Raw genomic sequence first — 24475 nt, forward strand, 5'->3', positions numbered from 1 at the left:
CAATCATAAACAAAAACAATGAAAATTAAAAATATTAAATCAATTTTAAGCATAAGATTGCTTAATTTTTAAACTTTCTTAACTTCATATAAGAATTTTTGTAAATATCTTTTTGTTATAATTTCAATTTGTATAATTTAAAAAAATATATTCCCTAAAAAGGCTCCAATGAAAAATATTTTAGAAAATCAATTATCAAGACACCCTTTATACTCCAAAATTCAAAGATTAAAAGAATTAAATTGCGAAAATAAGCTCTATTTAAAAGATTGTGTGATTTTAAACACAAATAATACTCAAATGGATGAAATTTTAGAACTTGCAAAAGAATTAAAACCATGGAGAAAAGGTCCTTTCCAAATAAATGATCTTTTTATTGATACAGAGTGGCAAAGTTTTATTAAATTTAATATTTTAAAGTCTTTTATGAGTGAAATTTCGGGAAAAACCGTAGCAGATATTGGGTGTAATAATGGTTATTATATGTTTAAAATGCTTGAATTTAATCCAGCATTATTAATAGGTTTTGATCCCTCTATAAAATATCGATTGCAATTTGAACTCATTAATGCCTTAGCTAAAACTTCAATAAAATATGAACTTTTAGGTGTTGAAGATCTTCCAAATTATCCGCTTAAATTTGATGTGATTTTTTGTCTTGGAGTTATTTATCATAGAAGCGATCCGGTTAAGATGCTAAAAGAATTAAAATCAGGACTCAATAAAAATGGAGTAGTTTTTTTAGATACTATGTATATAGAAGATGAAAGAGAAATTGCACTTGTTCCAAATAAAACTTATTCAAAAATTCCAAATATTTATTTTATTCCGAGTATAGGTGCTTTAAAAAATTGGTGCGAAAGAGCAGGTTTTAAAGATTTTCAAATTTTAAGCACTAAAAAAACCGATGAAAATGAGCAAAGAAAAACAGAATGGATTGATTCTTATTCTTTAAATGATTTTTTGGATCCAAACGATAAAAACCTTACTATAGAAGGTTATGAAGCTCCAAAAAGAGTTTATGTAAAAATAAAGATATAAATTATTTTTATTTTCTGCCGATTTTCATTTTTGAAATTATAGATAAAATATTTATCAAAAATAAAAGGTGAAAAATGGCAAAAAAAGACAATTTTGAAGACTATGTACAACTTGAAGAATATGTCTCGCAAGAAAATTTATCTAAAGTAAGATCTGAACTTACGACATGTTTAGAACTTAATACATCGGTAGCTGGTACCATTATTGAAATTGATAAAAATTTTGCCAAGTCTATTTTAATCACAACAAATGATATGGTAGTCGATGAACATGGATTGATTTTTGATGCTTTTATTTTTGCTGCTGCTAATTATGTTGCACAAGCTGCAATCAATAAAGAATTCTCTGTTGTTATAGGCACAAAATGTTTTTTTTATGCTCCGTTAAAAATAGGAGATATTCTTCAACTTGAAGCCCATGCCTTATTTGATGAGACATCCAAAAAAAGAGATGTTAAGGTAATTGGATATACAAAAGATATAAAAATGTTTGAAGGTACAATACAAATTGTAACTACAGAAGAACATATTTTTGATTTAAAACGTCCGCCGCTTAATTCAACAAAAGATACACAACAAGGAGAAAATTCAAACACATCTAATGTTAATCCCGATGCAATGGCAGCAACAATTTTAGCCTCAATGGGAAAATGATCAAGGAGTCATTTTAATATCAATCCAGTTGCTAGGACAATCTTTATGATACATTCCACTTGCATCATAATACTCCTTGCAGTCATCGTAAAAACGATTTGAAATTCCTCTTTCATTAATAAAACATCCAGAAAATCCCAAAAGCGACACTATAATCAGTATATATTTTTTCATAACCACTCTCAAAATCTGTTTTGCTTACGCCATTTATAAGGCTCAATCGGATTTTTTTCTTGCCAAAGTCCTAATTTATATTTTTGTGCAATTTTTTGCTCTTTAACATACACATTTGTATAATAAGTATCAGCCCAAGCATAACCTTTGCTCACCATCCAGCAATTAATATCCGTATTATTAAGTTTGACAATAGCAACAATTCTACCATAAATATCTTTATTTTTATAAAAAATTTCTACTTCTTTATTTTTTAAAATTTCATTTAAATTATTTTTAGCTTCTTTTCCAAAATTTTGCTTGATTTCAGGCGCATCTATACCAAAAAATCTCACTTTACTTGTTTTATTGGAATGAAGAATTTCTATAGTATCACCATCAATAACCCTAACGACCTTAGCTTTAAAGCTTGGTATTTTTGCCATATAGTTTTGAATAAATACAATTGTAAGCGAAAAAACCAAAATCGCTAAGAGTTTTTTAGGATCGCTTAAAACACTTCTTAAATTTAAAATTTTATTATAATTTATTCTCAATTTTATCCTTATTTTTTAAAAAAATATGCCATAATTTTAACAAAGAAAAGGAGATAAAATGCAAAAAGTTATAGATAATTTTAAAGATTTATGCAAAATTCCACATTGTAGTTATGAAACAGAACAAATGAAAGAATTTTTAATCAATTATTCTAAAGATAAAAATTTTATAGTTAATGTAGATGAAGCCGGAAATATCCACGCTATCAAAGGAAATCCTAAGCTTTGTTTGCAAAGTCATTATGATATGGTATGCATGGGGGACGCACCCAAAGTAGATGTTTACGAAGAAAATGGATATTTAAAAGCCAAAAATTCAAGCCTAGGTGCAGATAATGGTATAGGCATAGCGATTATGATGAGTGCGATGAATCAATTTGAAAATTTAGAATGCCTTTTTACCAATAACGAAGAAGTTGGCCTCATGGGGGTAAATTCTTTAGAACATACTATAAAATCAAATATGCTTTTAAATTTAGATCATGAAAGCGATAATGAAATCATGATAGGTTGTGCGGGTGGTATTGATATAGAAGCGACTTTACATTATGAGAATATAAAAAGCAAAGGTAAAATTTATGAATTACAAGCACAAAATTTTAAAGGCGGTCATTCAGGAATTAATATCATAAACAATGAAAAAAGCTCCATTAAAGAAATGGCCAAATTTATAAAACAAAATCATGGAAAAATCATATTTTTTGAAGGTGGAGAAAGGGTTAATTCTATACCAAAACACGCTAAAGCTTTAGTATGTTTTGAAAATGAAGTTAAAAGCAATGAATGGATAAAATGCGAATTTAAAGGTGAAAAAGAATTTGAATTTTGCAATCAAAGCGATAAACTTTTAGATACCATCAATAGCTTTTCTCATGGAGTGAGAGCTTATGATGAAAATCTAGGTATAGTTCAAACTAGTATCAATCTTGCAACCTTAAAAATGCAAAACAATCAAATAGAATTTGCACTTTTTGCAAGATCTAACACTTTAGATGGCTTAGAACAAATTGAATTTGAAACTTTACAATTTTTCAAAGCTTTTGGCTATCAAAGCAAAAGTTTCAATTTTTACCCACCTTGGGAAGGCAAACCAAATGCACTCAGCGACTTAGTTTTTAAAGCTTTGAAAAAAGTATCCCCTGAGGCTAAAATTTCAGCCATTCATGCAGGACTTGAATGCGGCATCATAGAGAAAAAACAAAAATTACTATGTGCCTCTATAGGTCCAAATATTTACAATCCTCATTCTACAGATGAACGTTGTGAAATAGCCTCTGTAAAAAAAATTTCTAAAGTTGTTTTTGAAGTTTTGCAAAATCTTAATTAATTTTAAAACTCCTTGTGTGTTTTTTTAACAAAAACACACAAAATAAGGAGCACATTCCCACAAAAGTAAAATAAAATCCTAAATATTTTTCGTATAAAAAATCAATCACAAAAGGTGTAAAAAAAGCTAACAAGGCATAAGAAATATTGTAAGAAAAACTTAAGCCACTTAATTTGATTTCATTTTTAAAAATTTGAGTCATAAAAACAGGTGCAAAGGTAATAATACCTTGCGAAAAGCAAACGATCAAAAAGTACCATAAAAATTGCTGATTATAAAGACTAAAAAGAACTCCAAAAATCATTAATGTGATACTAAAAAAGGAACAAATTTTATAGCTCCCCCATTTACTGGCTAAAAATCCTTGAATTATAGATCCAAAAATGACAGCTAAAATTCCAAAATTTTGCATCCATAAACTTTGAGATGAAGTAAAATTAAATATCGATGAAAAATATTTTGGTAAAATCATTAAAGTTGCAATACCACTTGTTAAAACCACAGTCATTAAAAAACAAATAAACATACTCATTTTATGTGTTTTTAAAGCTTGTTTTAAAGGAAATTTGACCAAGTGATTTTGAAGCTTTAATTTAAGAAATTCCGGAGTTTCATTTATTTTTTTTCTCAATAACAAAACAAAAATTCCAAATATTCCAGCCAAAATAAAAGGAAATCTCCACGCATATTGCTCTATTTGATCTTTGGAAAAATAACTATCCAAAATCAAAATTGTAAAATTTCCTAGCAATAACCCTAAAGTTAAAGCAGCAGAAGCAAAGCCAAGCACAATAGGAATTTTATTTCCTTTTGTAAATTCGCTGATATAAACCCAAGCTCCACTTACCTCAGCCCCTATGGCCAAACCTTGCAAAATGCGAATTAAAAATAAAGCAAAAGTAGAATATAGTCCTATCATTTCATAACTAGGCAAAAAAGCTAAAAAAAGACTAGGAATAACCATCAAAAATACAGACAAATAAAAGATGTTTTTACGGCCGTATCTGTCTCCAAAATGCGCCATTACTATAGCTCCAAATGGACGAACCAGATAAGCTATCCCAAAAGATATATAAGTATTTATTTGAGTCCAAAAAAAATTATTTTGTGGAAAAAAAATCTTAGAAAAAATATCTAAAAAAAATACAAAAAGAACAAAATCATAAAATTCTAATACTCCACCCAATGACGCATAAGTGATATTTTTATATTTTTTTTGCATATTTTTATACAATAAAGGAAAAACCTTTATTGTATCTTACCGCCTTCAATAACCACATCATCAGCTTGAACATCATCTCCAAAATGCTGTTTTAATGTTTCATCATAGGCTTTATGAAAGAAACGCTCTTCGCCTAGTTTAATGATCAAATTATCAATAAATTGCTTAAGCTCTTTATCACCTTTTTTAACTGCAGGAGCTATAACATCTTTATTTCCTAACTCTTTAATCGCCATTTTAAATTGAGGATGATCTTTTACCCAAGCAAAAAGTAAAGTATTATCATGACTTAAAGCATCTCCTCTTTTATCCATTAAAGCTGCGAAGGTTTCAGTATTTTGATCGTATTTTAAAGTTTTTATATTAGGATAATTTTTTGTAAAATAAGCATCCGCTGTTGTTCCTTTGTTTATAAGTAAAGTTTTATCCTTTAAATCCTCTATACTATGAATAGTACTATCCTTTGGAGTAACAACCCCTAAAGCCACCTTCATATAAGGCAAACAAAAATCCACCTGCTCTGCTCTTTCTGGGGTTTGAGTAAAATTAGCCAAAATAATATCAACCTTATTTGATTTTAAAAATTCCACCCTATTCGCAGCTTCAACAAGTACAAATTGAACTTTATTCTCATCTCCTAAAAGTTCTTTTGCTATACGCTTAGCTAAATAAACATCATAACCTTGATTTTTACCTTTTTCATCCACGTAGCCAAAAGGGGGTTTATCGCCGAAAACACCTATTCTTACAATTCCATTTTGTTTAATTTTTTCAAGAGAATTAACTTGTTTTGAATTTTCTCCACAAGCGCTTAAAAATATAGCAAGTATAGCTGCAAAAATGCCTAAAAATAAATTCTTCATTTTGTCCTTTCTTTTATCATTATTTAAAAATTTTAGAAAGGTATTATACTTAAAAATTTTTATTTTTTATTCTGTTTTTGTATAAAATCCAAAAGTTTCTTGTTATAATTTATCTTTGTAAAATAAAATAAGGAAAAAATATGAAAAAAAATCTTATAATTGGCATCAGTTTAGTTTTCTTTGCGGCATGTAACAACAATTCACTAGATCAATCCATTATAAAAAAATACGAAAATGCTCTCAATACACAGATCAAAGAAGAGCAAAATTCAAGCAAAGACTTTTTTAAATTCAATGATTTTAAATGCCAAAACGATGGTAATTTTATAAAATGCATGAGTCCTAATTTAGAAGTTTTTAATCCTGAAAATCATAAAAAAATATTTGGAATTGAAAATGTAGAATATAAATCTAATGTAGTTTATACAGGAGATAAAAAAGGTCTAATTTCCTTTCGAGAATTATTAAATTTTTTATTTTCTAAAAATGAAAAATTACAAGATGAAGTCACTTTTAAAAACATAAAACTCGATGATGAAACGATTAGCAAGTTAGATAAAATAAAATTAAATAAAAATCAAAAAATCAATGACTATCTTAAAGAATTAATCTCTAATCCTTTTACAATATCATTTAAAAATTTAAACACCAAAAAGAATGATGAAAATAATAATTATCTTTCTAGTATAAATATCCAAAGCAATGATCAACTCAATCTAAATCTTAGCGCTAATATAGATTATAATCTTAAATTATTAGATATGCTAGATTCTTATGGCTTTAAATATGATATAGATTCAATTTCGGTTAAAAATGTCGATGAAAATAATACAAATAAAATCGATTCAGATTCTACACTCTCTCAAATATTAGAAAATATTACCATTCATGATGCAAAACTCACATTTTCTTTAGATACTAAAGAGGTTTTTAAAGATTATATTGAAATGGCTAATTCTATGCTTAAAATAGCCAAAGAAAACAGTAAAGATGAAAAACAAACTTTAATCATAGATAAAGCCCTAAAAGCACTTGAAAAAATTACTCAAAATCCAACCTATAAACTCAATGTAGAAGTATTTTTCAAAGATGTTCCTTTAAGTGTATATTCTATGGAAAAAGAAAAAGTTATAGAAAAATTAACTATTAATGGCGAAGATTTCACTGAAGTTGTTTCTATTCTTGGTGATTCTTATTTGCCACTATATTAAAATGGAGAAAAATCTCCATTTTAATGATCTAAAAGGATCATGATGAAAATTTTATTCTCTCCAAGCGAAAGCAAAAATCAAAATTGCACGCAAAATCCAATCAATGAAAATTCTTGTATTTTTAAAGAATTATTCACCTTTAGAATGCAAGCTCTAAGCAAGTATGAAGAATATATTCAACGTTCTAGCTTAGAGGATTTAAAAGAGCTTTTTGGTATAAAAAATGAAAATGAGATAAATAAATTCAAACACGATTTAAGAAAAGCTCCTACTCAAAGTGCCATAACACTTTATAATGGTGTAAGTTATGAGTATTTGAATTTCAGTTCTTTGACCCTTGAAAGTCAAAATTATATTTTAAAAAATACTCTTATATTTTCAAATCTTTTTGGGGTTGTAAAAGCTAGTGACACTCTTCCTTTTTATAAATTTAAACAAGGCGCAAAACTTGGAAATTTTAATATAGAAAAATTTTATAAAGAGCATTTTAGTGATGCTTTAGATGAATATTTGCAAAATGAAGAAATTCTTGATTTAAGAGCAGGATTTTATGATAAATTTTATATTCCTAAAAAGAAATTTTTTACCTATAAATTTATAAAAAATGGTAAAGTAGTGAGTCATTTTGCAAAAGCTTATAGGGGAATTTTACTTGCTTTGTGTGCAAATATAAAAGCTAAAAACAATCAAGAAATATTAGACGATCTTCCTTCAAACCTTAAACTCAAAGAAATTCAAATCAAAGGTTTAAAAGAAGAAATTACACTTGAAATATTAGATTCTATTTAAGATATTTTAAAACTAAACTTGCATAATAGCTTGCCGCCCTAGGTAAAAGCTCATCATTAAAGACATAATGAGAATTATGCAAGTATATATCATTTTCATTTTCTAAAAAAGCATAAGCACACTTTCTCATTTCACAAAAAAATCCAAAATCTTCACTTCCCATTAAAGGCTGATGATTAAATTCGCAATTTTCTTCACCAAAAATTTCTTTAGCAACTTCTGATGCAAATTCCACCGCTTCATCGTTATTGATGGTTATAGGAGCTATAATTTCTTTTGAAATTTTAATTTCTACATCATTTGCATCCGCTATTCCCTGACAGATTTTACGAAGTTTTTCTTCAGTTAATTTTCTAGTTTCATTATCAAGCGATCTAATACTAACTTTTAAAATGGCATTATCTGGGATGATATTAAAAGCATGGCCTGAATTAAAAGTACCGATGCTCACAACGGCAGAATTTTGCGGAGCGACATTTCTAGATACTATACTTTGCAAAGCCATTACAAGTAAAGAAGCCACATAAATAGGATCTTTGGTTTTTTCAGGAGCACTTCCATGTCCTCCTTTGCCAATGACTTCTAAAGTGTAACTATCAGAAGAAGCCATCATGGCACCTTTTTTTAAATAAAATTTCTTAGATGATCCAAAAGGCATATTATGCCATCCAAAGATAAAATCGCTATCAAATTTTTCGAACAATCCATCTTTTATCATTTCATTTGCACCGCCTAAGCCCTCTTCGGCAGGTTGAAAATAAAGATTTAAAGTTCCATTGAAATCTTGATTTGATAAATATTTTGCAGCGAGCAATAAAGAACTTGTATGCCCATCGTGTCCGCAAGCGTGCATTATATTTTCTTTTTTGCTTTTATAATCTACTTGAGTATATTCTTGCATAGGCAAAGCATCCATATCCGCACGAAGTCCAATTTTTTTAGAGCTATTTCCTTTTTTAAGAACTCCAACAACGCCTGTTTTTCCAATACCTTCATAAACTTCATAGCCAAATTCTTTTAATTTTTCAGCCACTAATTTTGCAGTTTGAATTTCATCAAAGCCTAGCTCTGGATTTTCATGAATTTGATGACGAATTTTTACAAATTCATCTTTTAAATCTACAATTTCTGGTATGAGTTTCATTTTATTTTCCTCCTTCTATAAAATGATCTTTTTTAGGCAAAACAAACAGCGATGCAATAGCTGAAACCAAAATCAAAATAAACATATAGGTAAAACCTAGAGTAAAACTTTTTGTTTTATCAACACTAAATGATACAATTTCAAGATTTAAAGATAAAATAATAAAAGTTATCGTCCAAAAAGTACTCATAATATAAGCGCTGCGTTGTGGATTTGTGTCTTTTAATTCTGAAGGAAGATTAAAGAAAAAAGGCCACCACAAAGAGAAAAATAAACCCGATAAAACAGCAAAAATTTCCACCATAATCCATTTTTTTAAGAAAAGCATACAAATTCCACTTACAAGCATACACAAACTTCCAACTAAAAGCATCTTTTTGAAAGAATAACCCTTTCTTTTAAAATAAATTCCTATAAAAGGCCCAAAAATGATAGCTGCATTAGCCAAAACAGGAATTTCTTTTTTTGCTATTTCGGCTAATTCTTTAGTAAAACCTGCATATTCTACGTAAAATGTAGGTAAAAATGTAAAAATAGAATTTAAAAATAAAATCGGCCCCATATAAAAAACAATCATACCCCAAGTTAAACGTGATTTAATAGCTGATAAAAACTCTTTTTTATTGTCTATTTTTTCTTGTTTTTCATCCATCTTTTGATCTTTTCCTATAAAGATCCAAAGAACAATTAGTACCAAATTTATCCACGCGTAAAAAGACAAAGAATAACGCCAATTTCCAAAATAATTTGAAATACTTTCTGCAAAAAGAATTCCTATAATATAACCCACTATATTTGAGTTTGTATTGATACTGATCATAAAATGCAAACTTTTCTTTTCAAACCATTGTTGAGTAATGGGCACCAAACACACTAACGCACAAGCTGAACCAAGTCCCATTAAAAAACGTATGATTAAAATTCCAAGATAGCTTTCTATAAAAGTTAAAAATACACTTGAACTCATCAAAAGACAGCCCAAAAAATATCCTTTTTTAAGCCCAAATTTATAAATTAAAAAAGCTGTAAAAGAAGCACCAAAAATTTTTGCGACAACAACAATACTTGTAATCAAAGTCGCTTTTTGATTGTCCAACCCCAAATCCGCTTTTATTAGAGGCATTAAAGAACCCGTAGAAGCCCAAGAAGCACTAAAAACAGCATAAACACTAAATATAATAAAAGCAACTCCTATACGCTGCATATTAAATAAAAATGAATTTTGCACAAATACTCCTTATTTTGTTGATGCGATTTTGATAATACTTTTTGCCACCTCAAAACTTTGATAAAAAGATTTTAAGGGTAAAAACTCAAACGCAGAATGAAAATTATGCGCTCCAGTGAAAAAATTTGGTGCAAATAAACCTTTTAAGGCTAAAGCACTTCCATCAGTTCCACCTCTCATAGGAAAAGTTTTTGGCTTGATGTTGCATTCATCAAAAGCTTGATGTAAAATTTCTAAGCCTATTTTGTTATGATCATTCATGCTATCTTTGAGGTTAGAATATACATCTTCTATTTTTAAGGATATAACCGATCTTTTGTATCGTTTTTGCATAAATTCAACCACTTCTTTAATGTATTGTTTTTTTTCTTCATATTTTTGTTTATTATGATCTCTAATATTTAGATACAAACTTGCTTTGATTTGATCAGAATGAAATTCTTGCACCCAAATATAACCTTCATCATTTTCTGTATTTTCTGGAGTTTGCAATCTATCAAAACAATTAGCGATATCTATACCTATCAAAGTTGGATTTAAAAGCACCCCTTTAGCACTCATAGGATGTGCACTTACCCCTTGTATTTCTATAAAAGCTGATCCAGCATTAAAGGTTTCAAATACTAATTCTCCAAGCTCACAGCAATCGATCGTAAAAGCAAAATCAGGTTTAAAATGCTTAAGATCAAGCATTTTAGAACCCCTAAGTCCTATTTCTTCATCGGGAACAAAACTTACATAAATATCCCCGTGCTCACATTTTTCATGAATCAAATAATAAAGCAAAGTCATGATGGTTGAAATGGCTGCTTTATTATCAGCCCCTAAAACACTTGTTCCATCTGAAAAAATGATCTCTTCATTCATATATTTTAAAAGTTCAGGATGATCTTTAGGATCGCACATAATATTTTTTTCTTTATTTAAACATAAAGCTTCACCTGTAAATTTTAAAATTTGAGGCTTTATCACATCGCTAAGACCCACATCTACTGTATCTAAATGAGCACAAAAACCTACACTTTTTTTATTTGAATTTCCTTTAAGTTTTGCGGTTAATATAGCATTATCTTGCAACAAAATATCACTAAGTCCTAAATTTTCGAGTTCTTTTTTTAATAAAAGCGCTAAATCGTATTGTCCTTTAGAACTCGGTAAATTTTGAACCTTTGCGTTACTTTGAGAAGGTATGGCTAGATAATTAAAAAAATTATCAATTTGAAGCTGTTTGTAATTCATACTTTATCCTTTGTAAAATTTTAGCAATAATAAATTCAATCTTTTTGTAAGATTTTTTATTGAAGAAAGAAGTAAAAATATATTTTCAAAAAGAAAATTCATCAAAAACCCTTAATCTTTGATTAAAATAATTATATAATAGTCAATTCTTAATTTTAAATAAAATTATTTATTTTTTACAAAAAATCATTTTTTTTTAAGAAAAATGTTATAGTATTACACACAAGAAAAGGAGTAAAGATGCAGCATTTATTATTTGTATTTTTAATTATTGTATTTTTATTTGCAATTTTTATTATTATTATGCGTTATGAAAGAAAAATCAAACTCTTAAATCAAAATATTCAAAATGCAAAAGAAGATATTGCAGAACTCAAGGAAATTGCAAAGAAAAATAGAACTTTAATTGAAAAAAATCGCTCAAATATAGAAAATATCACTAATAATTAAACAAAAGAAACACTTAGTTTATAAATTACACTACGATTAAATGTCAAGGAAAAAGTTTTGTGGCTACTTTTTTCGTTTTTATTTTTATAAACAAAACTCTTTAAAAAACGAAATAAAGAAACACTTGACATTTTTCCTTGCAAAATCACATACATAGTGTTTAGAGAAATCCCATATTTGTAGCTTGCACCGCTTGGAAAAGCTTCAAGATCAAAATTTAAACTATCATAAGAGCTATCATAATCCATAATCTCAAGCTTAACAAAACTAACTTCCATTTCTTCAAATTCTATATTTTTAAAAATTTCAAGCTTATCTTCTTTGGAAATCTCTATAATATCACTTTGAATATCATCTTCACTTTTAATAATAAAATTAGCATTCTCAAAAATTCTAGAAAATGATTTTATAATTTGAAATTTTTGACTTGATTTTTCAATTACATTTTCTTTAGGCTCATTTTTAATTTCATCTTTGCTTTCTTCTTTTTCGAAAAAATTTTCCACGATAATAATATCTTCGCCGACATTCACTTCTAAATGTTTTATAATCTCATCAAAAGAAAAGCTTTCATCACTAAATTCTAAAACACTAACATTTTTAGTGATAAAATCTACCCCATCTCTATTGGCAATTTTATCCTTAATCACAAATGCTTCATTGCAAAAGCCGGATTTTTCAATCTCATATTCATTACTTTTTCCCGTAAAAACAATTTTCATTATAAAACCTCAGCAATAAGTTCTAATGGATGTGCAAAAACTACTTTACTTGATTTTTGCTCCAAATTATTAGAAATTTGCATCCTACAAGCTGAACATTCAGCGCTTACAAAATGTGCCATGGTTTGATTGATCATTTCTACTTTTTTTTCACCCACGCTTAAAGTTTTATCATAATGCTTTGTTTGCATACTTATTCCACCAAAGCCACAACAAGTATTAGAATCTTGCATTTCTATATAAGTATAATTAGCTTTTAATAATTCTCTTGGCTCTTTAAAAACTCCTTGCACTCTTCTTGCATGACAAGGATCGTGATAAGTAATGCTGTATTTTTTTTGCTTTTTATTCTTTAAGAGTTCTTTTAAAGAGGTAAATTGATATAGATATTGACTTGCTATATAAATTTTAGAAGAAATTTTTTTAGCACGATTTGCCCATTCTTGTTCATCTTGCATCATAAAAAAACGTTCATAATCAATTTTTAGCATAGCAGAACAAGTAGCTTCAGGGATAATTATTGCATCAAGTTTTTGCAATTTTTCCTCAAAATATTCTATATTTTTTTTAGCTAAAATTTCAACACTTTTAAAATCTCCGGAAAAAAAATGCGCCACCCCGCAACAAGCTTGTTTTTTCATCAAATCAACATTGATTTTTAACTCTTTTAAAATTTTTAATGTAGAAAAACCTGTTTGTGTGTAACAATAATTCGTCAAACAACCCACATATAAACCTATGGTTTTGCTTCCACCATTGTCTATAAAATCAGGATTTGAATTTAAAAAACTTTTTTTATTAAAACTTGATAAAAATCGACCTTTTTTTACAAAAAGCATTGAAAATTTAGCCCTCATACCTAAATTTTTTTCAAAATCTTTATTTTGAATATGAAAAGCACAGCTTTGAAATATATAGCCTAATTTTGCCAATATATCAAGCCATTTTCGATTTTTCAAGCATGAAAGTATGATTTTTTTATACCAAGGCATACCGAGTTCTTTTGCTAGTTCAAAACGCATTTTTTCTATAGCATTATCCACGCTTAATTTACTAGGACAAATCTCCACGCAATGATTGCATAAAAAACAAGACTCAAAAACACTTTCAAGTTCTTTATTAGGCTGTAATTTTCCTTCCTTATACATTGCTATGAGATCTAAAAAACCTCTAGGGCTTGTAACCTCATCATGATTGATATCATAAATAGTACAATTAGGTATGCATTTACCACACTTTACGCAAAGATCTGAAACATAATTCATACTGTTTTAGAAAAAACTTTCTTTTCTTCACTGATATTTTTCATATAAGCATCAAAACACATAGCGATATTGCGTATCAATAAAACACCCGTTTCATTAACTTTAATATCGTTTTCGCTTATATTTAAAAAATCTTCATATTCTTTTAAAGCTTTCAAATCTTCTTTAAAATACTCTTTAAAATTTATCTTAAATTCTTCTTCGGCTTTTTTAATATCAAGCTTAAAATTAGCCATTAAATTCATAATCACATATTTTCTAAGCTCATCGTCAAAATTCAATTTTACACCTCTTTCAAAAGGCAATCTTCCTTCATCAATAGCCCTTTCATAGCTTAGCATATCTTTAAAATTTTGCGCATAATGCTTTTTTCCCTCACCGATACTAGTAAGCCCTATACCGATCAAATCCGCACCACCTTTGGTAGTATAGCCTTGAAAATTTCTATGCAAAGTGCCATTTTCTAAAGCTTTAAAAAGCTCGTCATTTTCTTTAGCAAAATGATCCATTCCTATCATTTTATAGCCATTTTGACTTAAAAATTTTTCACAAAATTCTAAAATTTGAAGTTTTATATCTGGACTTGGTAAAGTGTTTTCATCAAATTTTCTCATATTTTTCTTAAGCCAAGGCACATGGGCATAATTAAAAATTGCCAAACGATCTGGATTTAAAATCAAGATTTTTTCTAAAGTTTGAGTAAAACTTTCTAAAGTTTGATAAGGTAAGCCATAAATTAAATCCATATTAACAGATTTTATGCCTCTATCTCTTACTAATTTTAAAGCATTTTTAGTCAAATCAAAGGGTTGAATTCTATGAATTTCTTTTTGCACCCTCTCATCAAAATCTTGTACTCCAAAACTAATACGGTTAAAACCATATTTAGTTAAAATATCAGCTTGTTCTTCATTTAAAAAACGAGGATCAATCTCGCAGCTAATTTCAGCATCTAAAGCAAAATTTTCAAACACAGTTTTAATTTTTAAAATAAGTTTTTCAAGTTGTTTAGCACTAAAAAAAGTAGGAGTTCCTCCGCCAAAATGCATTTGCACTACTTCTTTTTTTGTATTGATTATAGAGCTTAAAATATCAAGCTCTTTAAGGATATAATTTAAATATCTTTCTTTGCTTTCCTCTTTTGCAGTATAAATCACATTGCATCCGCAAAAATAACAAGCACTTCTGCAAAAAGGCAAATGAAAATAAAGCGATAAAGATCTGTCTTGTTGTTTTAAAATTTCTAAATACTCTTCATATTTAAAATCGGTATTAAATTCCACAGCCGTAGGATAAGATGTGTAACGAGGCCCTGCTTTGGAATATTTTACAAAAGCTTTATAATTTCTCATTATTTTTTACCCTTTCAACCATAGCTTCCATATCCATAAATAAATTAGGATGCTCTTTTTTAATATCCACAATAAGCTTTTCTAAATCTATATTAAATTCCATCAAGCCTTCTTTAACACGCTTTTTAATTTCATCCATAGCAACCACCCACGCATCATTAAAATCTATAGGAATTTGCTGATAAATTGCCTTTTCTAATTTTAATTCAAAATTTTCCTTTTGAGTTTGCTTTAAACTTTCTAAAATATTTTTCAAACTACTCAAAGAAATCATGGTATGGATTTCATCATTTTCATCCACTATAAACCAAGGCTCAGGAGAATCAAAATTACCATTTTTAAGCACCAAACAAGCTTCATTTTCTTTGCTTGACTGTCTCATTTCAAAAATAGCTCTATCTTCTTTCTTCATACCCAAATTTTGACTAAATTCATCAATACGTTTTAAACAAGTGCTGTATTTTTCAAGCTCTTTCATCAAAAAACTCCTTTTATTTTTCTTCTTTAACTTGTAAAATCAATTTTTCTTCTATAAATTTTTTATTTTTAGCAGTATTTGGCAAAAGACAAAGTATTATATCGTTTTTATCTCCATTTGTTTTTTGAAGATATATCATTTGATGTGGAAGTATTGGTCCGCGTCGAAAATTCATAAGAGCTTTATCTATATAAAGAGTAAACTTCTTATTTTCAAAAAAATATTCTTCGCCAAAAGCCCTAACCAAAAAACCATCTTCATTTCGCACAATACTATCGCCAAATACACAAATTAAAATCGGTAAAATAATACATGAAAGTATTGCCCATAAAAAAAATAAAATATATGCTGTAGAGAAAAAATCAAACAAATCTCTAGATGAAATTATAGACAACCAACCTAATTTTTTAAGTATAAAAAATAAAACTATTAAACAAATTATAATCACAATATAACAAAGTATAAATCGTTGCGAATAATTATTACTTTTAAATAAAGGATTTTCAATATAAATATACTGCTTATTCTTCTTAAAAGCATTTTCAAATCTCTTAGCAAAATCAAAAATTCTTACCACCTTATATAAAGTCCAATATAAGTAAGCAAGCAATATATACATCACAATATTAAACAACAATGATAAGTCCATAAATTCTATCTCCCTTTAAGGTAAATCAATTGCAATAAAAATCATTCTTACTTAAAAAATACAATTAAGTGTTTTTTATTTTACCAATTTAATAAAAAATCGTATCTTTTATTAAATTATAATTTTACCTCATTTTTTAACATTATAGCCAATTCTTTAGCATGATAAGTAATGATGAGTTTTGCGCCTGCTCTTTTAAACGCTATCATTGTCTCATACAATAGTTTTTCATAATCAATCACACCTGCTTTTTCTGCGGCCTTTAACATGGCATACTCACCGCTAACATTATAAACACATAAAGGCAAATTTGAATGAAGTGAGATTTCTTTTACCACATCAAGATAAGCAAGAGCTGGTTTAACCATTAAAATATCAGCTCCTTGTTTTTCATCTTCCAAACTTTCCCCTAAAGCTTCTTTAGCATTAGCAAAATCCATTTGGTAACTTTTTCTATCGCCATAACTAGGAGCTGATTCTGCTACATCGCGAAATGGTCCATAATAGCTTGAAGCAAATTTAGTAGAATACGCCATTATAGGTAAATTTTCAAAGCCTTCTTGATCGAGTGCTTGACGCAAGGTTTCGATAATACCATCCATCATTCCACTTGGTGCTATCATATCAACCCCTGCTCTAGCATGAACTAAGGCTTGTTTAGCTGAAATTTTTAAAGTTGCGTCATTATCCACGCTTTTGGTTTTTGCGTTGATAATACCGCAATGCCCGTGATCTGTATATTCACAAAAACAAAGATCGCTGATAACGAAAAGATTAGGAAATTCTTTTTTAATTTCTCTTATACTTCGCGCAACAAGCCCCTCATCATCAAGCGCGTCACTTCCGCAACTATCTTTCTTATCATTTTCAAGAACTCCAAAAAGTATAATCGCTTTTATGCCAAGATCAACAATGATTTTGCATTCTTTTAAAATTTCATCCAAACTCATTTGAAAAACATCTGGCATAGATGAAATTTCTTTTTTTATACCCTCGCCATTAACAACAAAAAGAGGATAAATCAAATCATTGATATTTAAAGAATTTTCTCTTACCATTGATCTTAAATTTTCATTCATTCTAAGTCTTCTAAAGCGTTTAAACATTTTTTGTCCTTTTTATGTTAGAATTGTTATAAAATTTTAACATAAATTTATTCATGAAAGTGACCAATGACTATAAAAATTTCAGAAATAGCAAATTTGCCTAGCAAATGGGGAAATTTTAAAATACAAAGCTTTAAAGAAAACGATAAAGAGCATCTATGTATTTTTAAAGACAAACCAAAAGATATATTAAATCTTAGAATTCATTCAGAATGTTTAACAGGAGATGCTTTAGGAAGCTTAAAATGTGATTGTGGGGAGCAATTAGAATTCTCTTTAAAATACATTGAGCAAAATGGAGGTATGATTATATATCTTAGACAAGAAGGCAGAGGTATAGGGCTTTTCAATAAAGTCAATGCTTATGCCCTCCAAGATAAAGGCTTAAATACTATAGAGGCTAATCATCAACTTGGCTTTAAAGCCGATGAAAGAACTTATGAAATAGTAGATTTTATACTCAAACACTATAAAATTTCTAAGATCAATTTACTTACAAATAATCCAGAAAAATTAGAAAGCTTAAAAGATAAAATTTTAGCACGAGTACCCGTGCTTATCAATCCAAACCGCTTTAATAAAAATTATTTAGATATTAAGCAATCACAAATGGGACATTTGCTTTGAATTTGGATTTTTTATACTCTATTTTAGAAAATTTCAATCAAAAAGATTTTGAGGAAAAGGTAAAAATTTATCAAGAAAATTTGATCAAATTTAATAAAATTCACAATCTCACTCAAATTAAAAATATCGAAGAAAATATTATAGACAGCATAAAAATTCTTAGTTTTTTTGATTTTTCTAAAGTGAAAAATATAGCTGATATAGGTAGCGGGGCGGGATTTCCTGCTATTTTTTTAGCCTTTTTACTTGAAAGCAATTTCTATCTTTTTGAACCAAATCCTAAAAAAGCCGCTTTTTTAAGAACAATAAAAATAGAATGTGAATTATCTAATCTAAATATTTACAAAGAAAAAGTACAAGAAAATAAAAATAATATTAAAGCCGATGTTATTACTTCTAGAGCTTTAATGGATGTAAAACCTTTAATTCAAATTTGTAAAGATTTAAGCTCTGAAAAAACGACATTTATTTTATGGAAAGGTAGTGAAATTTATAAGGAATTAGAGGGTTTAGAAAATAAAAATTATCAAATTTTTGAAAGCGGATTTAGAAAATACTGCATTTTAAGTAGCTAAAAAGCTACTTAAAAATTATTTTACTATATCTGCACTAAAAGTAAGATCAACTAAAGGCCAAGAAATTCCTCCGTGACCAGGAGCCGCATCACTTAAAGCTTTTAAAGCTTCTGAACTGTTTTTAAATGCGTGTAAATCAAGTTGTCCTTTAGCAACAAATTTATCATTGTCTATAGTATAACTTAGAGGAACTATTATACTTTTTTTATTCATAGTAATTTTTGCAGAAATAAGACCTTTATTATCTCCTGCAATCACATCTTGAAACATAACTTTAATATCGGATTTATTTAAGAATTTTGGGAAAAATACCTTAGTGATATTGTGAGTGATCACATCATTTCCTTCACCCATAAAAGCACTACTTGGTTTAATAACAGCTTTTGCACCTTTTAAATAGCCTACTAAATCTTTAGCTTTTTTAGAGAATTTATATTTTACATCTTTAAATTCTCCGCTTACTCCGATCATATCTTTAGTTTTATAACCTTCAAAATCAACTTTTAAACTGTCTTGCTTAAAAGAGAATGCGCTCAAATTTGAAGCAAGCAATAAAGAAACCGCTGCACTGATCAAAATCTTTTTCATTTTGTTTCCTTTTTAATGAATTTTTTAAAATGACTTTAAATTATAATACATATTTTTAAATGAAAAATATTTTCTTTTAAAAATATTTCACTACCAAAGAATTCCTTTAAATAATAGAGTTAAAAAATACCCTCCTATTAATAACGTTATTCCTAAAAATAAAGCCAATCCAAAAACTCTTGCGCCACTTTTTAAAAACTTTTTAAAATCTATTTGTAAGCCCAAAGCCGCCATAGCAAATACAATACAAATAGTACAAAGATTTCTTCCAATACTCACTATAGTGTTAGTATCAATACCTAAAAAAGTTTCTCTACTTGCTAAAAAGGTGTTAAAGACTATCATTCCTAAAAAAGCAAAAGCAAAATAAGGTATAGTAAGGGTTTTAGCAGTCTTTCCATGGCTTGAATGCTGATTTTTAGCAACAAAATAAGTTACTATAAGCAAAAATGGCACAAGTAAAATAACTCTCATCATTTTAATAATAATTGCAATATTTGCAGCTTTTTGATCAAAATTTGCCATATCCTTTGCCATGTCTGCAGCTCCAGCGACATTAGCTACCTCATGCAAAATTGCTCCCATATAAACCCCCATAGCATTTTGATCAAAGCCAGGAATAAGATCGAAAGCAAAGCCAAATGGACATAAAAACATGAAAATAAGTCCAAAAATAACCACTGTTCCTACTGCCAAAATTCCTTTAAAAGGATCACTTTTTAAACTTGATTCTAAAGCCAATACAGCCGCTGCACCACAAATAGCGCTACCAGCACCTACAAGCATAGAGGTTTCTTTATCAAGTCTGAATATTTTTGTTCCAACAATTACAGAAGTAATAAAAATAGAAGACACAACAATAGCAGAAAGAATAAATCCATTAAAACCCACACTTAAAAGTTCGGTTAATGTGATATTAAAACCATATAAAACTATACCTAGTCTTAAAAGCTTTTTAGCACTAAAATGAACTCCAGCTTGAAAAGTGTGTTGATATTTAAAAAACCATGGAGAAAGTAAAACTCCAATAATAATAGCAAATGCCGTAGCTGCAAGATGCGTCGCATCTTTGATGCTTTGGATATTTGAAAGATACATAGAGCAAACTACAATACATGCAGTAAAAATCAAGCCCTTAGTATTAGATTTGATTATATTTTTAATATGTTTTGTATTCATTATATTTCCTTTCTAAAAAATTATAAAATATTATTTTTTAATATTTTTATTGAAATTATAATTATTTTTGTAATATAATAAAAATATATTATTTTAATTTTTATGATAAAATATTTTAATGAAAACTAAGGCAAGGTTAAATTAATGACTATGAAAATTAAAGATATGGAAATTTTTTTAGATCTTTTAAATACAAAAAGTCCTACCTATACAGCTAACAACTTTGGTGTAACACAATCGAGTATTTCAATTATAATAAAAAATATTGAATATAGTCTAGGAGGGGTTTTATTTGAAAGATTGGGCAAAAAGTTATTGCCTACCCCTAAAGCTTTATTTTTGGGAAAAATTTGGATGAAATTAGTGCAAGAATATCATAGAAGTTTAAAAGATTTGCACGATGAAAATATACTTTTAGGAGATATAAAAATTGCAGCTACTCAAAGTATTGTTGAACATTTTCTTGGTCCTATTTTGTTTGAATTTAAGTCAAATTATCCACAAATTAAAATTCATTTTCAAACAGAAAATTCGAAAGAATGTCTTAATTTATTAAAAAATGGCCATATAGAATTTGCCTTAATTGAAACAGAATTAAACCCAACTTTATTAGAATATGAAGATTTGGATATGCAACTTTGGAAAAAGGATGAACTCATTGTTGCAAGTAGCGATAAAACACTCAGTAAAAAAGAATTTTTTATTGATGAGTTATTAGATGAAAAATGGATTCTAAGAGAAATGGGATCTGGACTTAGGGATAAATTTTTAAATGAAATTGGTTCCACTGCTAAAAAATTAAAAATATTTTTAGAGATTGATAGAATGACTGCTATTAAAGAAATTGTTTTACAAAAAAAAGCAATTTCTGTTTTTTCAAAAAAAAGCATAGAAAGAGAATTGGAAAATAAAATTTTATATGAAGTAAAAATCAAAAATATCAATTTTGAACGTAAATTTTATACCTTAAAAAGAAAAAATTATAATTTCAATCGAGCCTTAGAAAAATTTGAATTTTTTCTCAAAAATTATAAAATCAAATAAAAAAATTATAAAAAAGTTAAGCATTTTTATGATAGAATCAAAGGTTATAATTACAAAGTTTTAAGGAAAAATTCAGATGAATGCTAAAACTCAAAATTTAGAGCTTGAAGAGTTATTTAAAGAAAACGAAGAAGACTACATCACCTATGAAAAACTAGTCAAATATCTAGACAAGCAACCTAATAGTGCCACCGTTAAAAAAATAACCGCTCTAATGAAAAAACATAAAGTGCAATTATTTTCAGCTGCAGAGATTGCACAAATGAAGAATATTGAAGACGCGAAAAGACTACAAGAAGAAAAACAAAAACTTCAAGATATTAGCCTTGAAAATGAATTTGACTTAGCTAATGAAAATGATTTACTTGAATGGAGTAGATCTGATTCTCCTGTACGTATGTATTTAAGAGAAATGGGTCAAATCGCACTTTTAAGCAAGGATGAAGAAGTTGAAATTTCAAAAAAAATTGAACTTGGTGAAGATATCATCATCGACGCTTTTTGCTCTGTTCCTTATCTTATAGATTTTATTTTAGATTATCGCGAACCTTTAATCAATAGAGAAAGAAGAGTAAAAGAACTCTTTAAAAGTTTTGACGATGAGGAAAAAAATGGAGACAAACTTGATGATATTGATGAAGAAGAATTAGAAAACGAAGAAGAATTAGAAAACGAAGAAGATACTCCTAAAAAAACAAATAAAAAAGAGGATGAAAGAACCTTAAAGGTTATAGAAAAATTCAAAGCATTAGAAAAAGCGAAAAAAGATTGGCTGAAAGTTTCCAAAGATAAAGAAAGTGGAGATGAACTTTTAGATAAATTAGGTATTGCGTTTAAGAAAAATATCTTAAAAGAAAAATTAATGGATCTAGGACCAACTTCTAAATTAATCAGTGAAATAGTCAAGTCAATAGAAACGGCACTCAAAAGTGATGAAGAATTTGATAAAGAACTCAAACGCCTTGAATATCGCCTACCTATGTTTTCAGAAGAATTAAAAAATCGTCATGCTGATATACTCAAAGATATCACAAAACTTAGCAAAGAAGAGATCACAGAAAGAGCCCTTGAAGCAACTATGGTAAGCACTTACATGGAAATTAAAAAGCTTTTTCAAACAAAAGAAGCGAGTAAAAAAAGCTTTGATCTGGAAAAAGAGCGCCTTAAAGAAATTTTAGAACAAATCAAACGAGGTAAAAAAATATCAGATGAAGCAAAAACTAGAATGGCTAAATCAAATTTACGTTTAGTTGTCAGCATAGCAAAACGTTATACTAATCGCGGGTTGCCATTTTTAGATCTTATCCAAGAAGGCAATATAGGTCTTATGAAAGCTGTTGATAAGTTTGAATATAAACGAGGATATAAATTTTCAACCTATGCGACTTGGTGGATACGTCAAGCCATCTCAAGAGCGATTGCTGATCAAGCAAGAACAATAAGAATTCCTATTCATATGATAGAAACCATTAATCAAATCAATAAAATCATACGAGAACATTTACAAAAAGACGGCAAAGAGCCTGATGTAAATGTTATAGCTAAAGAAGTTGGTTTAAGCGTAGATAAGGTAAAACAAGTTATAAAAATCACCAAAGAACCTATTTCCTTAGAAGCACCGATTGGCAGTGATGATGATGGCAAATTTGGAGACTTTGTAGAAGATAGAAATTCCCTTTCTCCTATAGATCATATACTCAAAGATGATTTAAAAGAACAAATAGATGAGGTTTTAGATCAGCTTAATGAAAGAGAAAAAACCGTTATTAGAATGCGTTTTGGTTTAATGGATGATGAAAGTGATAGAACCTTAGAAGAAATAGGAAAAGAACTCAATGTTACACGAGAAAGAGTGCGTCAAATAGAAAGTTCGGCTATAAAAAAATTAAAACACCCTAAAGTAGGTAGAAAATTAAAAAATTATATAGAAGGTTGGAAGTAAAAGTTTTAAGCTTTACTTCCAATTTAAGAGTATCTTTTTTTAATGCTTATTATTTTTGCCAAAGCAAAGCCACAAATAAAACCAAATATATGTCCATACCAAGCTATATTAATCCCCATAATCAAAGGGGTAAAACTCATAAGCAAAATTGCAATAATAATCCCCAAAGTGCTTTTTCTATCTAAAAAAGCAAAATAACCCATCAAAACACAAATTGCTCCACTAGCACCTATAAGATTAACATTAGAATCAAAAAAATAAATATATGCAACACTCAAAAGCGAACAAAACATACCACCGATAAAATAAACCAGTAAAAAATATATCTTTCCTAAATATTTTTCCAATACACTGCCAAATTGAAAAAGCACTATCATATTAAGTATAAGATGGGTTAATCCACCATGTAAAAACATAGAACTTAAAATTTGCCAATAATCGCCTTTAAAAAATAAAATATTGAGTCCAAATAGGCTATAATTGCTATAAGGCACAGTAAAATATACTATAATATTTAAAAAAATTAAAAATAAAGTGATCAAATTTAAAAACCTTTATTGAAAAAATTGTAATATTTTCTTTAAATTCACATAAAATTCACATAAAATTAATTAAAATAATAAAATTATATTTTAGGAAATTAACTTGAAAATATTTTTTTTAATCTTTATTTGTATTTTTTTTACACACTTAAATGCTGATATTATCATATCCCCTGATAATCTACCTGATAATATTAAGACTTTTCTTAAAAAAAATTTTAATGTTCCTATAGGTATAGTTCAAAGAGATAGAAACTCCTATGAAGTTTATCTTAGCAATGGCTTAGAACTTGAGTTTGAATCCGATGGAACTTGGAAAGAAATAGAAAGCAAATTAGATCCTTTTGATTTTAATTTTCTCCCACCTAATATCATCGATATTATAAAAAATAAATTTCCAAACGTTAAGGCTAGAGAAATTGAAAGAAAGATTAATTACTATAAAATAAAACTCAGTAATGGGATAAAAATTTATATCGATTTTAATGGCACAATTTTACATAAAAATTTAGACTACTAAAATGAAGTG

27 protein-coding genes are annotated in these 24475 nt (G+C 28.1%); 11 read left to right on the forward strand and 16 right to left on the reverse strand.

All coding sequences use genetic code 11. The features are described 5' to 3' along the window. The first annotated feature begins 168 nt into the window (after positions 1–168). Positions 169–1041, forward strand: coding sequence for a tRNA 5-methoxyuridine(34)/uridine 5-oxyacetic acid(34) synthase CmoB (cmoB, locus tag H2279_RS06855; protein ID WP_337196032.1), 873 nt, complete (start codon positions 169–171; stop codon positions 1039–1041). A 74-nt stretch (positions 1042–1115) separates the two neighbouring features. Then, a complete protein-coding gene (locus H2279_RS06860) occupies positions 1116–1694 on the forward strand; it encodes a hypothetical protein (protein ID WP_137624436.1) in 579 nt (192 codons plus the stop codon). On the opposite strand, the gene H2279_RS06865 is transcribed toward H2279_RS06860, so the two are convergent. Next, a complete protein-coding gene (locus H2279_RS06865; protein ID WP_137624435.1) occupies positions 1695–1868 on the reverse strand; it encodes a hypothetical protein in 174 nt (57 codons plus the stop codon). It abuts the gene before it with no gap. A gap of 8 nt (positions 1869–1876) precedes the next feature. Continuing rightward, positions 1877–2404 carry a thermonuclease family protein gene (locus tag H2279_RS06870; RefSeq protein ID WP_337196033.1) on the reverse strand — a complete coding sequence of 176 codons (528 nt, stop codon included), beginning with the start codon at positions 2402–2404 and terminating at the stop codon, positions 1877–1879. A 58-nt stretch (positions 2405–2462) separates the two neighbouring features. Between H2279_RS06870 and H2279_RS06875 the strand changes: the two genes are divergently transcribed. Further along, on the forward strand, positions 2463–3731 hold the full coding sequence (locus tag H2279_RS06875) for a M20/M25/M40 family metallo-hydrolase (protein ID WP_337196034.1): 1269 nt from the start codon (positions 2463–2465) through the stop codon (positions 3729–3731). On the opposite strand, the gene H2279_RS06880 is transcribed toward H2279_RS06875, so the two are convergent. After that, the gene (locus tag H2279_RS06880; RefSeq protein WP_337196054.1) at positions 3724–4953 is read right to left on the reverse strand and encodes an MFS transporter; all 1230 of its coding nucleotides are present in this window, start codon (positions 4951–4953) and stop codon (positions 3724–3726) included. The genes H2279_RS06875 and H2279_RS06880 overlap by 8 nt on opposite strands. 26 nt (positions 4954–4979) lie before the next feature. Next, the gene (locus H2279_RS06885) at positions 4980–5816 is read right to left on the reverse strand and encodes a cysteine ABC transporter substrate-binding protein (RefSeq protein WP_337196035.1); all 837 of its coding nucleotides are present in this window, start codon (positions 5814–5816) and stop codon (positions 4980–4982) included. Between the two features lie 140 nt (positions 5817–5956). On the opposite strand from H2279_RS06885, the gene H2279_RS06890 reads away from it, so the two are divergent. Both H2279_RS06890 and H2279_RS06895 read left to right on the forward strand, forming a co-directional pair. Continuing rightward, positions 5957–7027 (forward strand): JlpA family lipoprotein adhesin, encoded by a 1071-nt coding sequence (locus H2279_RS06890; RefSeq protein WP_337196036.1) that lies wholly within the window; start codon positions 5957–5959, stop codon positions 7025–7027. Between the two features lie 42 nt (positions 7028–7069). Next, positions 7070–7816, forward strand: coding sequence for a YaaA family protein (locus H2279_RS06895; protein WP_337196037.1), 747 nt, complete (start codon positions 7070–7072; stop codon positions 7814–7816). On the opposite strand, the gene H2279_RS06900 is transcribed toward H2279_RS06895, so the two are convergent. The 3 genes from H2279_RS06900 to pepT are packed head-to-tail and all read right to left on the reverse strand — an operon-like array spanning position 7809 to position 11427. Further along, entirely contained in the window at positions 7809–8960 is a 1152-nt protein-coding gene (locus tag H2279_RS06900) for a M20 aminoacylase family protein (RefSeq protein ID WP_337196038.1), read from the reverse strand. The genes H2279_RS06895 and H2279_RS06900 overlap by 8 nt on opposite strands. A 1-nt stretch (position 8961) precedes the next feature. Continuing rightward, positions 8962–10188: an MFS transporter gene (locus H2279_RS06905; RefSeq protein ID WP_337196039.1), complete on the reverse strand. Its 1227-nt coding sequence runs from the start codon at positions 10186–10188 to the stop codon at positions 8962–8964. Positions 10189–10197: 9 nt separating this feature from the next. Further along, on the reverse strand, positions 10198–11427 hold the full coding sequence (pepT, locus tag H2279_RS06910; RefSeq protein ID WP_337196040.1) for a peptidase T: 1230 nt from the start codon (positions 11425–11427) through the stop codon (positions 10198–10200). A gap of 240 nt (positions 11428–11667) precedes the next feature. On the opposite strand from pepT, the gene H2279_RS06915 reads away from it, so the two are divergent. Continuing rightward, on the forward strand, positions 11668–11877 hold the full coding sequence (locus tag H2279_RS06915; RefSeq protein ID WP_137624425.1) for a hypothetical protein: 210 nt from the start codon (positions 11668–11670) through the stop codon (positions 11875–11877). Here H2279_RS06915 and H2279_RS06920 read toward each other — a convergent pair. The 6 genes from H2279_RS06920 to hemB all read right to left on the reverse strand — a co-directional run bounded on the left by H2279_RS06920 (position 11874) and on the right by hemB (position 17449). Then, complete coding sequence (locus H2279_RS06920) at positions 11874–12602, reverse strand: DUF5416 family protein (protein ID WP_337196055.1); 729 nt, start codon at positions 12600–12602, stop codon at positions 11874–11876. The two genes, H2279_RS06915 and H2279_RS06920, sit on opposite strands and share 4 nt — an antisense overlap. Further along, positions 12599–13864, reverse strand: coding sequence for a (Fe-S)-binding protein (locus H2279_RS06925; RefSeq protein ID WP_337196041.1), 1266 nt, complete (start codon positions 13862–13864; stop codon positions 12599–12601). The genes H2279_RS06920 and H2279_RS06925 overlap by 4 nt, the downstream gene beginning before the upstream one ends. Then, entirely contained in the window at positions 13861–15216 is a 1356-nt protein-coding gene (gene hemN / locus H2279_RS06930; RefSeq protein WP_337196042.1) for an oxygen-independent coproporphyrinogen III oxidase, read from the reverse strand. The genes H2279_RS06925 and hemN overlap by 4 nt, the downstream gene beginning before the upstream one ends. Then, positions 15203–15694 (reverse strand): DUF2603 domain-containing protein, encoded by a 492-nt coding sequence (locus tag H2279_RS06935; RefSeq protein ID WP_137624421.1) that lies wholly within the window; start codon positions 15692–15694, stop codon positions 15203–15205. Before H2279_RS06935 ends, hemN begins: the two co-directional genes overlap by 14 nt. Before the next feature lie 13 nt (positions 15695–15707). Continuing rightward, the gene (locus H2279_RS06940; RefSeq protein WP_337196043.1) at positions 15708–16088 is read right to left on the reverse strand and encodes a hypothetical protein; all 381 of its coding nucleotides are present in this window, start codon (positions 16086–16088) and stop codon (positions 15708–15710) included. 371 nt (positions 16089–16459) lie between these two features. Then, complete coding sequence (hemB, locus tag H2279_RS06945; protein ID WP_337196044.1) at positions 16460–17449, reverse strand: porphobilinogen synthase; 990 nt, start codon at positions 17447–17449, stop codon at positions 16460–16462. A gap of 66 nt (positions 17450–17515) precedes the next feature. Here hemB and ribA point away from each other — a divergent pair, with 66 nt between their 5' ends. Beyond that, entirely contained in the window at positions 17516–18076 is a 561-nt protein-coding gene (gene ribA, locus H2279_RS06950) for a GTP cyclohydrolase II (RefSeq protein WP_337196045.1), read from the forward strand. 2 nt (positions 18077–18078) lie between these two features. After that, the gene (gene rsmG, locus H2279_RS06955; protein WP_442862191.1) at positions 18079–18651 is read left to right on the forward strand and encodes a 16S rRNA (guanine(527)-N(7))-methyltransferase RsmG; all 573 of its coding nucleotides are present in this window, start codon (positions 18079–18081) and stop codon (positions 18649–18651) included. A 15-nt stretch (positions 18652–18666) separates the two neighbouring features. Here the strand turns inward: rsmG and H2279_RS06960 are convergent, their stop codons facing one another. Both H2279_RS06960 and H2279_RS06965 read right to left on the reverse strand, forming a co-directional pair. Beyond that, complete coding sequence (locus H2279_RS06960; protein WP_137624416.1) at positions 18667–19239, reverse strand: hypothetical protein; 573 nt, start codon at positions 19237–19239, stop codon at positions 18667–18669. Between the two features lie 90 nt (positions 19240–19329). Continuing rightward, complete coding sequence (locus H2279_RS06965) at positions 19330–20418, reverse strand: YeiH family protein (protein ID WP_137624415.1); 1089 nt, start codon at positions 20416–20418, stop codon at positions 19330–19332. A 150-nt stretch (positions 20419–20568) separates the two neighbouring features. On the opposite strand from H2279_RS06965, the gene H2279_RS06970 reads away from it, so the two are divergent. Together H2279_RS06970 and rpoD are read left to right on the forward strand one after the other, a co-directional pair. Continuing rightward, a complete protein-coding gene (locus H2279_RS06970) occupies positions 20569–21462 on the forward strand; it encodes a LysR substrate-binding domain-containing protein (RefSeq protein ID WP_137624438.1) in 894 nt (297 codons plus the stop codon). Positions 21463–21538: 76 nt separating this feature from the next. After that, entirely contained in the window at positions 21539–23404 is a 1866-nt protein-coding gene (rpoD, locus tag H2279_RS06975) for an RNA polymerase sigma factor RpoD (RefSeq protein WP_337196047.1), read from the forward strand. A 23-nt stretch (positions 23405–23427) separates the two neighbouring features. On the opposite strand, the gene H2279_RS06980 is transcribed toward rpoD, so the two are convergent. Further along, complete coding sequence (locus H2279_RS06980) at positions 23428–23946, reverse strand: rhomboid family intramembrane serine protease (RefSeq protein WP_337196048.1); 519 nt, start codon at positions 23944–23946, stop codon at positions 23428–23430. A gap of 103 nt (positions 23947–24049) precedes the next feature. Here H2279_RS06980 and H2279_RS06985 point away from each other — a divergent pair, with 103 nt between their 5' ends. Further along, entirely contained in the window at positions 24050–24466 is a 417-nt protein-coding gene (locus tag H2279_RS06985) for a PepSY-like domain-containing protein (protein ID WP_137624412.1), read from the forward strand. Positions 24467–24475: the final 9 nt, after the last annotated feature.

The sequence above is a fragment of the Campylobacter sp. B0100352/1 genome, assembly GCF_020135855.1.
Classification (GTDB): Bacteria; Campylobacterota; Campylobacteria; order Campylobacterales; family Campylobacteraceae; genus Campylobacter_D; species Campylobacter_D taeniopygiae.

Excerpts from the sequence above, each read along its gene's own strand:
- cmoB (WP_337196032.1), top strand. The coding sequence starts at position 169 with ATGAAAAATATTTTAGAAAATCAATTATCAAGACACCCTTTATACTCC.
- H2279_RS06860 (WP_137624436.1), top strand. The coding sequence starts at position 1,116 with ATGGCAAAAAAAGACAATTTTGAAGACTATGTACAACTTGAAGAATAT.
- H2279_RS06865 (WP_137624435.1), bottom strand. The coding sequence starts at position 1,868 with ATGAAAAAATATATACTGATTATAGTGTCGCTTTTGGGATTTTCTGGA.
- H2279_RS06875 (WP_337196034.1), top strand. The coding sequence starts at position 2,463 with ATGCAAAAAGTTATAGATAATTTTAAAGATTTATGCAAAATTCCACAT.
- H2279_RS06880 (WP_337196054.1), bottom strand. The coding sequence starts at position 4,953 with ATGCAAAAAAAATATAAAAATATCACTTATGCGTCATTGGGTGGAGTA.
- H2279_RS06885 (WP_337196035.1), bottom strand. The coding sequence starts at position 5,816 with ATGAAGAATTTATTTTTAGGCATTTTTGCAGCTATACTTGCTATATTT.
- H2279_RS06890 (WP_337196036.1), top strand. The coding sequence starts at position 5,957 with ATGAAAAAAAATCTTATAATTGGCATCAGTTTAGTTTTCTTTGCGGCA.
- H2279_RS06895 (WP_337196037.1), top strand. The coding sequence starts at position 7,070 with ATGAAAATTTTATTCTCTCCAAGCGAAAGCAAAAATCAAAATTGCACG.
- H2279_RS06900 (WP_337196038.1), bottom strand. The coding sequence starts at position 8,960 with ATGAAACTCATACCAGAAATTGTAGATTTAAAAGATGAATTTGTAAAA.
- pepT (WP_337196040.1), bottom strand. The coding sequence starts at position 11,427 with ATGAATTACAAACAGCTTCAAATTGATAATTTTTTTAATTATCTAGCC.
- H2279_RS06915 (WP_137624425.1), top strand. The coding sequence starts at position 11,668 with ATGCAGCATTTATTATTTGTATTTTTAATTATTGTATTTTTATTTGCA.
- H2279_RS06925 (WP_337196041.1), bottom strand. The coding sequence starts at position 13,864 with ATGAATTATGTTTCAGATCTTTGCGTAAAGTGTGGTAAATGCATACCT.
- hemN (WP_337196042.1), bottom strand. The coding sequence starts at position 15,216 with ATGAGAAATTATAAAGCTTTTGTAAAATATTCCAAAGCAGGGCCTCGT.
- H2279_RS06935 (WP_137624421.1), bottom strand. The coding sequence starts at position 15,694 with ATGAAAGAGCTTGAAAAATACAGCACTTGTTTAAAACGTATTGATGAA.
- hemB (WP_337196044.1), bottom strand. The coding sequence starts at position 17,449 with ATGTTTAAACGCTTTAGAAGACTTAGAATGAATGAAAATTTAAGATCA.
- ribA (WP_337196045.1), top strand. The coding sequence starts at position 17,516 with ATGACTATAAAAATTTCAGAAATAGCAAATTTGCCTAGCAAATGGGGA.
- H2279_RS06960 (WP_137624416.1), bottom strand. The coding sequence starts at position 19,239 with ATGAAAAAGATTTTGATCAGTGCAGCGGTTTCTTTATTGCTTGCTTCA.
- H2279_RS06965 (WP_137624415.1), bottom strand. The coding sequence starts at position 20,418 with ATGAATACAAAACATATTAAAAATATAATCAAATCTAATACTAAGGGC.
- H2279_RS06970 (WP_137624438.1), top strand. The coding sequence starts at position 20,569 with ATGAAAATTAAAGATATGGAAATTTTTTTAGATCTTTTAAATACAAAA.
- rpoD (WP_337196047.1), top strand. The coding sequence starts at position 21,539 with ATGAATGCTAAAACTCAAAATTTAGAGCTTGAAGAGTTATTTAAAGAA.